The 9,509-nt window shown below is 60.4% G+C and carries 10 protein-coding genes and 5 tRNA genes; 10 read left to right on the top strand and 5 right to left on the bottom strand.

Annotation, left to right across the window (positions count from 1 at the left end):
- Positions 1-274: 274 nt before the first annotated feature.
- Together MR825_RS00100 and MR825_RS00095 are read right to left on the bottom strand one after the other, a co-directional pair.
- On the bottom strand, positions 275-1,468 hold the full coding sequence (locus MR825_RS00100) for a coenzyme F420-0:L-glutamate ligase (protein WP_287877874.1): 1,194 nt from the start codon (positions 1,466-1,468) through the stop codon (positions 275-277).
- A 101-nt stretch (positions 1,469-1,569) separates the two neighbouring features.
- Complete coding sequence (locus MR825_RS00095) at positions 1,570-2,460, bottom strand: LysR family transcriptional regulator (protein ID WP_243204862.1); 891 nt, start codon at positions 2,458-2,460, stop codon at positions 1,570-1,572.
- A 120-nt stretch (positions 2,461-2,580) separates the two neighbouring features.
- Between MR825_RS00095 and MR825_RS00090 the strand changes: the two genes are divergently transcribed.
- Both MR825_RS00090 and tnpA read left to right on the top strand, forming a co-directional pair.
- On the top strand, positions 2,581-2,721 hold the full coding sequence (locus MR825_RS00090) for a hypothetical protein (protein ID WP_186908941.1): 141 nt from the start codon (positions 2,581-2,583) through the stop codon (positions 2,719-2,721).
- A 559-nt stretch (positions 2,722-3,280) separates the two neighbouring features.
- Positions 3,281-3,739: an IS200/IS605 family transposase gene (gene tnpA, locus MR825_RS00085; protein WP_186908102.1), complete on the top strand. Its 459-nt coding sequence runs from the start codon at positions 3,281-3,283 to the stop codon at positions 3,737-3,739.
- A gap of 196 nt (positions 3,740-3,935) precedes the next feature.
- Here the strand turns inward: tnpA and MR825_RS00080 are convergent, their stop codons facing one another.
- Positions 3,936-5,213: an adenylosuccinate synthase gene (locus MR825_RS00080; protein ID WP_287877865.1), complete on the bottom strand. Its 1,278-nt coding sequence runs from the start codon at positions 5,211-5,213 to the stop codon at positions 3,936-3,938.
- Between the two features lie 244 nt (positions 5,214-5,457).
- Entirely contained in the window at positions 5,458-6,108 is a 651-nt protein-coding gene (locus tag MR825_RS00075; RefSeq protein ID WP_243204863.1) for a DUF3298 and DUF4163 domain-containing protein, read from the bottom strand.
- A 254-nt stretch (positions 6,109-6,362) separates the two neighbouring features.
- Between MR825_RS00075 and MR825_RS00070 the strand changes: the two genes are divergently transcribed.
- The 8 genes from MR825_RS00070 (at position 6,363) to MR825_RS00035 (ending at position 8,943) form a co-directional block, all read left to right on the top strand.
- Entirely contained in the window at positions 6,363-6,671 is a 309-nt protein-coding gene (locus tag MR825_RS00070) for a YerC/YecD family TrpR-related protein (protein ID WP_186908944.1), read from the top strand.
- A complete protein-coding gene (locus MR825_RS00065; RefSeq protein WP_287877856.1) occupies positions 6,661-7,407 on the top strand; it encodes a class I SAM-dependent DNA methyltransferase in 747 nt (248 codons plus the stop codon). Before MR825_RS00070 ends, MR825_RS00065 begins: the two co-directional genes overlap by 11 nt.
- A 5-nt stretch (positions 7,408-7,412) precedes the next feature.
- Positions 7,413-8,291, top strand: a complete 879-nt coding sequence (hslO, locus tag MR825_RS00060; protein WP_287877854.1) for an Hsp33 family molecular chaperone HslO — start codon at positions 7,413-7,415, stop codon at positions 8,289-8,291.
- Between the two features lie 101 nt (positions 8,292-8,392).
- Positions 8,393-8,468, top strand: a tRNA-Val gene (locus tag MR825_RS00055).
- 34 nt (positions 8,469-8,502) lie between these two features.
- Positions 8,503-8,579, top strand: a tRNA-Asp gene (locus MR825_RS00050).
- A gap of 3 nt (positions 8,580-8,582) precedes the next feature.
- Positions 8,583-8,658 (top strand) — tRNA-Phe (locus MR825_RS00045).
- A gap of 91 nt (positions 8,659-8,749) precedes the next feature.
- Positions 8,750-8,825: transfer RNA gene (locus MR825_RS00040), tRNA-Gly, on the top strand.
- A 44-nt stretch (positions 8,826-8,869) separates the two neighbouring features.
- A tRNA-Cys gene (locus MR825_RS00035) sits at positions 8,870-8,943 on the top strand.
- 53 nt (positions 8,944-8,996) lie between these two features.
- Here MR825_RS00035 and MR825_RS00030 read toward each other — a convergent pair.
- On the bottom strand, positions 8,997-9,509 hold a 513-nt coding region (locus MR825_RS00030; protein ID WP_287877851.1), incomplete at its 5' end, for a hypothetical protein.

The raw sequence follows: 9,509 nt of genomic DNA, 5'->3' as shown, positions 1-9,509 counted from the left end.
AGAGCCTCGCAGAGTTCCGTCGTCCGCAGACGACGGAATAAAATCAAAGACGGTCATTTCCGGGGACATGTGCCTCGGAAATAACACTTCTCACGAAATTATTGCCGACCATTTCGCAAGAAATCGAGGTGAAAATTCGTGCAGCCTTCTCGAAAAAGTGACGAAGCCACTTTTTCGACAGTCTCCGGCGCCCCGGGCCAATAGCCCGGGGCGCCGGTGTGTCCCAAAAGCCCCGCAGCGCTTCGCCGCCGCAGCGGCGGGCGGCGCGCCTGCGTTATTCCGTGGTATAATTGTCGAAATAGCCCTGGATATGGACGATGGGGGTCCCCTTGTCGCCCGAGCCGGAGGTCAGGTCGCACAGGGAGCCGATCAGGTCGGTGAGCCGCCGGGGGGTAGTGCCCTGAGCGGCCATCTTGCCCACCAGACTGCCGTCCTTCTTCTGGATCTCGCCCTTGATGGCATCCCGCAGGGCCTCGCCGGAGAGGGCGGCAAAATCATTATCCGCCAGATACTTCAGCTTGAGCTCGTTGGGCGTACCCTCCAGCCCGGCGGTGTAAGCGGGGGAGATCACCGGGTCGGCCAGCTCCCAGATTTTGCCTACCGGGTCCTTGAAGGCCCCGTCGCCGTAGACCATGACTTCCACGTGCCGGCCGGTCTCAGAGAGCAGCCGGGCCTGAATGGCCTCCACCAGGCCCTGGCAGTCCCGGGGGAAGAGCTTCACTTTATCCTCCGTGGATTTGTTGGAGCCCAGCAGGCCGTATCGCTCATTGCAGCCGCTGCCGTTCACCGGGGCGGTCATGATCTCGTCCAGCCCCAGCACCCGTTCCGCTCCGGCGGCTTTCAGACGCCGCTTGGTGCGCTGGCGGGTATGGATATCGCAGCAGAGCACATCCCTGGCATAGGGCAGGATGGCTTTGGGGTCGTTGGCGAAGAGGATCTCCGCCTCCGCGCCGCTTTCCCGGATGAGCTGGGCGTAATAGTCCACATAGTCCACACCGGTGAATGGATGGGTGGTGTATCCGAACAGCTCGCGGTAGCGCTCCAGGGTAAGCACGTCCCGATAGGGGTCTACGCCCTTTTCGTCCATCCGGTCCACGTCGATCAGATGGTTGCCCACCTCGTCCGAGGGATAGGAGAGCATCAGGACGATTTTTTTGGCGCCTTTGGCAATGCCCCGCAGGCAGATGGCAAAGCGGTTCCGGCTGAGGATGGGGAACAGTACGCCTACCGTGCCGCCGCCCAGTTTGGCGCGCACGTCGGCGGCGATGTCGTCCACGGTGGCGTAATTTCCCTGGGCCCGGGCCACGATGGCCTCGGTCATGGCGATTACGTCCCGGTCACGGACGGAAAAGCCGTCCTGGCGGGCGGCCTCAAGAACAGACTGGGTGACGATCTCCACCAGGTCGTCCCCGCTGCGGATGATGGGAGCGCGAATCCCCCTTGATACGGTACCGACCATCCGGCTCATGCAACAACACTCCTAATTCAATTCAAATCATGGCGGCAGCTTTGCCGCGCTGAATGGATTATACTATATTTGCGGAAAGATGTAAAATCAAAATTGAACGGTTACGCTCCCGACGGATGCGCCTGGCCGATCCAGCGGCGGACGCAGTCCACAAAGCGGGCGGTAAGGACGGAGGGGGCGCGCCCCCTCCGCACGGCCAGGACCAGATCCCGGAAGTGGGGCTGTTCCAAAGGGATGGCCGCAAAACGGTGGCCGGAATTTTGCAGGATCAGCTCGGGCTGGATGCTCACGCCCAGCCCCTGCTCCACCATGGCCTGGATCGCAAAATCGTCGTTGACGGTGTAATGGAGGTTGGGGCGCACACCGGCCTGCTGAAAGATGCGGCCAAATTCCACGTCCCGGTCCTCCGGCACACGGATGAAAGGATCCTCCGCAAAACGGGCCATCGGGTAGAATGGGGCTTGGGACAGCGGGTGATCCGGGGGCAGGATGGCCATGAGCTGATCCCGGAACAGGGGAAAGGTCTCCAGGTCCGGCCCGACCGGAAGGCCCAGAAAGCCGCAGTCCGCCTGGCCCCGGCGAATCAGATCCTCCACCTGGGCGAACTCCCAGCAGCAGAGCAGCTCGAACCGGATACCGGGATACAGGCCCATAAATTCCTTCATGATGGCGGGCAGCAGCTGAATGGAGGCGCTGGCAAAGGTGCCCACCCGCAGAGTGCCCCGGGTCAGCCCATGAAGGGCGGCCACTTGGGTCTCCAATTCCCGCCCGGCGTTGCAGAGGGCCTGCAGATAGGGAAGCAGGGCTTCCCCCTGGGAGGTGAGCACCGTCCCACTCCGGTTTCGGGTGAGCAGCGCCACGTCCCACTCCCGCTCCAGATCCGCTACGGCGCGGCTTACCGCCGACTGGGTGTAGCCCAGGGCCTCCGCCGCGCGGGTGATGCTCCCCAGCTCCACCGCTTTCAATAGGATCTGACACTTGGTGGTGTTCATTTGTATCATTCCAATCGCTCATGATAAACATAAAAAAGATTCGTTTGACTCATGTATGGAAGTATTGTATACTGCAATCAGAAGGAAGTCAACCACGAAATACAGAAAGGAGCGCGCCGTATGACGATGACAAGGGATCGGAAGAACGAGTGGAAGGAAGGGTACCGCCTGATGCAGCTGGGCGGGTACAACACGCTCCGGGAGCGTTATTGGAAGGGCAGCCCCTGGCGGGCCTTCCGGGACCTCCAGCGCAACGCGTAACGCCGCTTCTGCGGATTGGGGAGTTAAGGGGGCAGCGCCTCAGCCGAACGACTGGGGCGCTGCCCCCGTCGTTTTTGGCCAAAAATGAAACATGTTTGACCGAAACGATCGTGGCGTATGGAACGAACAGGTAAGGGTGCCAGCATTTCTCCGGCGAACCGGCGCGCTGCTCCGTCCGTCGGAGACAGACGGAACGGAGTGACCCTGATGAAGGAACCGGATGGCTGCCATGCCGGCCCTGCAGCTTGGCTGTGCGGCGGCGGGACGCTGCTGGGGGCGTATTCCGAGCTTTGGGACTCCCCGGGGATGCAGCGGAACGATTGGTCCGGCAGCCCTTGGCGTGCCGTCATGGACTGTTTCCGGCCGTCCGATAGGACTGCCGCGCAGCAGAAGCTTCCGGCAATGGGGCCGGGAGCTGTTTTTGTAGTCTGAAAACCCCCGGCTGTGCCGGGGAGTTCCGTAAAAGCTTTAGCGGAGAGTAGGCAATAAAAACTCCCTTTGCTATACTTGATGTGCGGTCTGGTAACTGCACAAAAGGAAGCAAAGGGAGGTCATCCAAATGAATGACGCAAATAGTTTATCACATACAAGATGGAACTGTAAATATCACATAGTGTTTGCCCCAAAGTACCGGAGGAAGCTATTTTATCAGGAGAAGAAGCAAGAAATAGGAGAAATACTTAGGAGATTATGTGAGTGGAAACAAGTTGAGATTATAGAAGCAGAAGTATGCCCAGACCATATTCATATGTTGGTAAGTATACCGCCAAAGATTAGCGTATCTGGATTTGTAGGATTTCTAAAAGGGAAAAGTATGCTGCTTATTTATGAGAGACATGCAAATCTGAAATATAAATACGGGAATCGACAATTTTGGTGCAGAGGATATTATGTGGATACAGCCGGAAAGAACGCAAAAGCAATAGCAGAGTATATCAAGCACCAGTTGGACGAAGACAAGATACAGGATCAAATTACGATGAAAGAATTTGTAGACCCTTTTAAGGGTAGCAAGTAACAAGCCCCTCGCAGCTGGCAGACCGTAACAAGCGCCAGCAGGCGCTGCTAGTAACATAGGGCTTTGCCCGCATATGGAGAACCCCCCGGCTATGCCGGGGGGTTCCTATTATTGGAGGAGGGCGGCGCAGGACGGCGGTCCATGCGTCAAAAAAGAAGCCGCAAAGCAACGCTTTGCGGCTTCCGTTTGCGCGGGGTCATTTGCGGCGGGTGATCTCGTGACGCTTGGGGCCGGTGGAGACCAGCTTGATGGGACAGCCAAGGCGCGCTTCGATGAAGTCCACATAGTCCCGGGCCGCCTGAGGCAGCTTGGCATAATCGGTCTGGCCGCGGATATCGCATTTCCAGCCGGGCAGCGTGGTGTAAACGGGCTTGGCCCGCTCCAGCAGAGCGGGGACCGGGAAGACGTCGGTCGTTTTGCCGTCGATCTCGTAGCCGGTGCATACCTTGATCTCGTCCAGATAGCCCAGACAGTCGATGGCGGTAAGCACTACTTCCGTGGCGCCCTGGACCATGCAGCCGTACCGGGTGGCCACCGCGTCGAACCAGCCCACACGGCGGGGGCGCCCGGTGGTGGCGCCGTACTCGCCGGCGTCGCCGCCCCGGCGGCGCAGCTGCTCCGCTTCTTCGCCGAACAGCTCGGAGACAAAGGCCCCCGCGCCTACGGCGGAAGAATAGGCCTTGGAGACGCAGACCACGTCCGTGATGGCGGTGGGGGGCACCGCACCGCCCACCGTACCGAAGCCGGCCAGGGTGTGGGACGAGGTGGTGAAGGGACAGATGCCCAGGTCCGGGTCTTTCATGGAGCCCAATTGCCCTTCCAGCAGGACCTGCTTTCCGGCGGAGAGCGCCTCGTGGACGAAGGTGACCGCGTCGCCCACATAGGGCGTCAGAGCGTCCCGGTAGCCCATCAGGGTGTCGAACAGGGCCTCGGGGTCCAGGAGCGGCTTGTGGTAGAGGTGTTCCATGAGCACATTTTTCAGCGTACAGGCGTGCCTGAGCTGACCCATGAGCCGTGTCTCATCCCAAAGATCAGCCACCTGGATGCCGATCTTGGCGTATTTATCCGAATAAAAGGGGGCGATGCCCGACTTGGTGGAGCCAAAGGCGGCCCCGGCCAGACGCTCTTCCTCGTAGGTGTCCAGCAGCACATGATAGGGCATGAGCACCTGCGTACGCTGGTCCACGATGACCTTGGGGGCGGGTACGCCGCCGTCGGCAAGACTCTTGAGCTCGGCGATGAATTTGGGTACGTCCAGCGCTACGCCGTTGCCGATGATGTTCGTGGTGTGAGGGTAGAAGACGCCGGAGGGAAGCTGATGCAGTGCGAACTTTCCGTAATCGCAGATGATCGTGTGACCGGCATTGGCCCCGCCCTGGAAACGGATGACCACGTCGGACGCTTCGGCCAGCAGATCCGTGATCTTGCCCTTGCCCTCGTCGCCCCAGTTTGCGCCAACGATTGCTTTGACCATGATGTTCCTCCTGCCGCGGGGATTCGCGCATTGGCCTTTTCCCGCGTGCGAACATGCCGCAGCCCCGGCCGGGCCCACAGCGGCACTTATTATATCGCGGATTTTTTGCAAAGACAAGGCATAAAATGTAAAAAAATCTGCGCCGATCGCCGGAAGAAGGGAAGAAATTTTCCTGGAAACAGGGCCGCACAGACTTCGCGCCCGCAGCGGGCCGCAGCCCTGCCGGTAAAAGGGCGTTGCTGCTTTAGCGGCACGCTGCTTCTTCCGGCAGGGAAAGGGGAAAGACGGGGATCCCCTCGGCGTAAGGGGCGATGCGGTAGAGCGGGAAAAAGACCGCCGGACCCGCTTGGGTACAGTAAAAGTGTTCCGGGTCAAAGGCTGCGGGCAGCCGCTGCCGCCAGTCCTCAAAGAACCAGGCCTCGCCGTTGGCCAGCCGCGCCTCGATCTGTGCGCGCACCTGTTCCAGCACGGCCCGCCGCCAGCGGAAGCGGGGCGGGAAAAAGGAGGCCAGCGAGCGGGGCAGGCCCCGGGGCAGCTCCCAGGTGTCTCCCTGCCGCACCGTGACCCCGTGCGCTCCGCCGGAAAACTCATAGGCGTCCAGATAGAGGCTGAGCAGCGTCTCCGACTGAACGGTGAGGCGGTATGTGAGCGCCGCCTCCCAGGGGCGGAAGGGGCGGGACTGCTCCCGGGCAAGGCGCGCCGCCGCCTGGGCCCGGAGAAAAAGCGGCCCTGTCCACCGCGCCTTCCACTGTTCGGCCGCCTGCCGGTAGTACCGGGCGATCCGGCGCTGCCCGGCCGTCTCCTCCGACAGCCGGGGAAATTGCAGGGAAACCGTCAAAACCGGTTCGCCCTCCCAGTTCAGCGTTTGCTTCCAAAGTCCGTCTTCTATCTTCATGCCCGCGCCTCCCATCGGCTCATTTCTCTCTACAGCGTATGGCGCATTTCACGCAAGGGTGAAAAAGAGAAGGGTCGAAAGGGCGGCCCAGCCGCTTTTTTCGAGCGGGCGGCGGCCCGCCGGGGCAAAGCAAATGTCGTACGACTTTGGCAATCCTATGAAAAAGTGGTTTACTTCCATACTTCACTTTGGTAAAATAGGAGTTGTTGAACAAGGCGCTTTTCCTGAGAAACGATTGGGAGGCAAACGTGCAAATGACAAAAAACGAAAAGCGGGAGCACAGCGACGTGCTCTATCAGGCCATTTTGACGCTCCGGGATCTGGACGAGTGCAAGAAATTTTTCTCCGACCTGTGCACGGTGGCGGAGCTGCGTGCTATGGAGCAGCGCTTCGAGGTGGCGATGCTCCTGTCCGACGGCATGATCTACAACGATATCCTGGAGCGCACCGGCGCGTCCAGCGCCACCATCAGCCGGGTGAACCGGTCCCTCCAGTATGGGGCGGACGGCTATCAGGCGGTGCTGCCCAGGATCAAGGAGCAGATGGATCAGCATGGCGTATGAGAACCTGGCCGGGTGCTACGATCAGTTCACCCGGGATGTGGACTACGTCCGCTGGGCAGACTATCTGGAGCGCCACTTTGCCCGCAGCGCCCTGCCCATCCATACGGTGCTGGACCTGGCCTGCGGTACCGGCAGCCTGACCTTGGAGCTGGCCCGGCGGGGGTATGAGATGATCGGGGTGGACCAGTCGGAGGAAATGCTGGCTCAGGCCGCCGAAAAGTGCCGGCAGGCATCTGAGATCCCGCCCCTTTTTCTCCACCAGTCCATGGACAAGCTGGATCTGTACGGGACCATCGACGCCTGCGTCTGCTGCCTGGACAGCGTCAATTACGTTACAAGCCCCCAAAAGCTGGAGCGGGCCTTTCAGCGGGTGCATACCTTCCTGATGCCCGGCGGGCTGTTCGTGTTCGACGTCAACACGCCGGACAAGCTGCGCGCCCTGGACGGGCAGGTATTCCTGGACGAGAGCGCGGACGCCTACTGCGTCTGGCGGGCGGACTATTCCGCGCGCCGCCGCGTATGCACCTACGGGATGGACCTGTTTACCCTGGAGCCGGACGGCCGCTGGAGCCGGGCGGAAGAGCTCCACGAGGAATACGCCTACGAGCCGGACGAGCTGGAGGCGCTGCTGATCCGGGCGGGCTTTTCCCGCATCAAACAATACGGCGAGCGGAAGCTGCGCGCCCCCAAAGCGGGGGAGGGACGCATCTTTTTTGCCGCGCGAAAGGAATCCTGACGAACATGGCAGACAGTATCATCCGCGTTCTGGCAAAGGACGTGCCCGTCAAGGCCTCGGCCATCACCGCAAGAGACATGGTGGAGCGTGCCCGGCAGATCCACAGGACCCTGCCCGTGGCCACCGCCGCGCTGGGCCGCGCCCTCATGGCCTGTTCCATGATGGGAAATCAGCTCAAAGAGGAGAAGGGCTCCGTCACCCTACAGATCAAGGGCGCGGGCCCCCTGGGACGGATCACCGTGGTATCCGACAGCTCCGGAAACGCCCGGGGGTATGTGCAGAATCCCCAGGTGGATCTGCCCCTCAAGGGGCCGGCCAAACTGGATGTGGGCTCCGCCGTGGGGCTTCCCGGCGCTTTGACCGTCATCAAGGACCTGCAGATGAAAGAGCCCTATGTGGGCACGGTCCCTCTGGTCTCCGGGGAGATCGCCGAGGATGTGACCTCCTACTTCGCGGAAAGCGAACAGATCCCAACGGCCTGCGCGCTGGGCGTGCTGGTGGAGGTCGACCAGAGCGTGCTGTGCGCCGGGGGATATCTGATCCAGCTGCTGCCCGGCGCGGACGATGGAGTGATCAGCGCCATTGAGCAGGGCATCCAGACGGTGGGGCCCGTCACAGAGGCCCTGCGCTCCGGCGCCGACGCGCGGGCGCTGCTGGAGCAGGTGCTGGGGGCGTTCGAGCTGGAGGTGCTCGCGCAGGAGCCGGTGGAGTACCGCTGCTATTGCAGCCGGGACCGGGTGACCCGGGCCCTGATCAGTATGGGCCGGGAGGAGCTGGAGGCGCTGATCCGGGAGCAGGGGAAGGCGGAGCTGACGTGTCAGTTCTGCGATCAGGCGTACCACTATTCCCGGGAAGCGCTGGAGGCGCTGCTGGCGTCTCTGTAAGAGACGCCAGCAAAAAATGTGGGAAAAGTGATTTTAGTGGTTGACAAGAGTGGGAGGTTTTAGTATAATAACCTTCGCTGCTTGAGTTTGAGCACGGACAAGGGAGCATAGCTCAGCTGGGAGAGCGCATGCCTTACAAGCATGATGTCACAGGTTCGAGCCCTGTTGTTCCCACCAGCCGCATTGCGGTTCCCCAAACCCCCTACCGTCTGGCGCGGTAGTTCAGTTGGTTAGAACGCCGGCCTGTCACGCCGGAGGTCGAGGGTTCAAGTCCCTTCCGCGTCGCCATTCGCCTCTGTAGCTCAGTTGGTAGAGCAGGGGACTGAAAATCCCCGTGTCGCTGGTTCGATTCCGGCCGGAGGCACCATTCTCCGGCGGATGCCTGTGGGCGTCCGCCGGGGAAGACAGTTTCATAGGTATCAAATGCGTGCCTTGGGCATAAGATGTGCTGTTGACACGCAGGTGTAGCTCATCTGGTAGAGCGCCACCTTGCCAAGGTGGAGGTAGCGAGTTCGAGCCTCGTCACCTGCTCCAGACAAATGATAACAGGAGCAAAGAATTGCTCCTGTTATCCATAGGGCGACATAGCCAAGTGGTAAGGCAGAGCTCTGCAAAAGCTCCACCCCCAGTTCGAATCTGGGTGTCGCCTCCAAAAAGAAACACCAGCCAACGGCTGGTGCTTCTTTTTGGATACCTGGGGATAGTTCAATGCTCGGGCGAAGTGAATTCGCTTTGCGCCAAGGGTTTGCGCCAGCGGCGCAGAAGAGCCGCCCCGCCGCGCGGGTCCCGATCCGGTCTCAGTTTGCCGAAAAAGGCCTCTGGCCTTTTTCGACCGAGGAATGCATGACGAACAGGGCTCGATTCTTGCAGAAAAGTCGCCCTGTCCGTCATGAAAGGTGTCATTTCCGACGCACGTGTCGCCGGAAATGACGGAGCTTCCTTTCCTTCCGTCGTCTGCGGACGACTCAACTCTGCCAGGCTCTTCTCCAGGAGGGTTTTCGGCAGCCTGAAACGAAAAGACACACCGAATGGTGTGTCTTTTCGTTTGGAGGCGGCGCAGAAGGAAAGCCTGCCCGGGCCGATAAGGTAAAATAAGTTGCGCAAATATAAAAGAGGATAAAAAGAGACATGGTTTGCAGAACTCTGGTAGAATGAAGTTGCGACACACCATTCTGAAAGGAGTCTGTAAACCATGTCCGAGAAAATTGTACAACTGAA

The sequence above is a fragment of the Lawsonibacter sp. genome, assembly GCF_022777125.1.
GTDB lineage: Bacteria > Bacillota > Clostridia > Oscillospirales > Oscillospiraceae > Lawsonibacter_A > Lawsonibacter_A hominis.
Note: the sequence above shows the minus strand (reverse complement) of the source record. Positions and strands in the feature narration are given on the sequence as shown.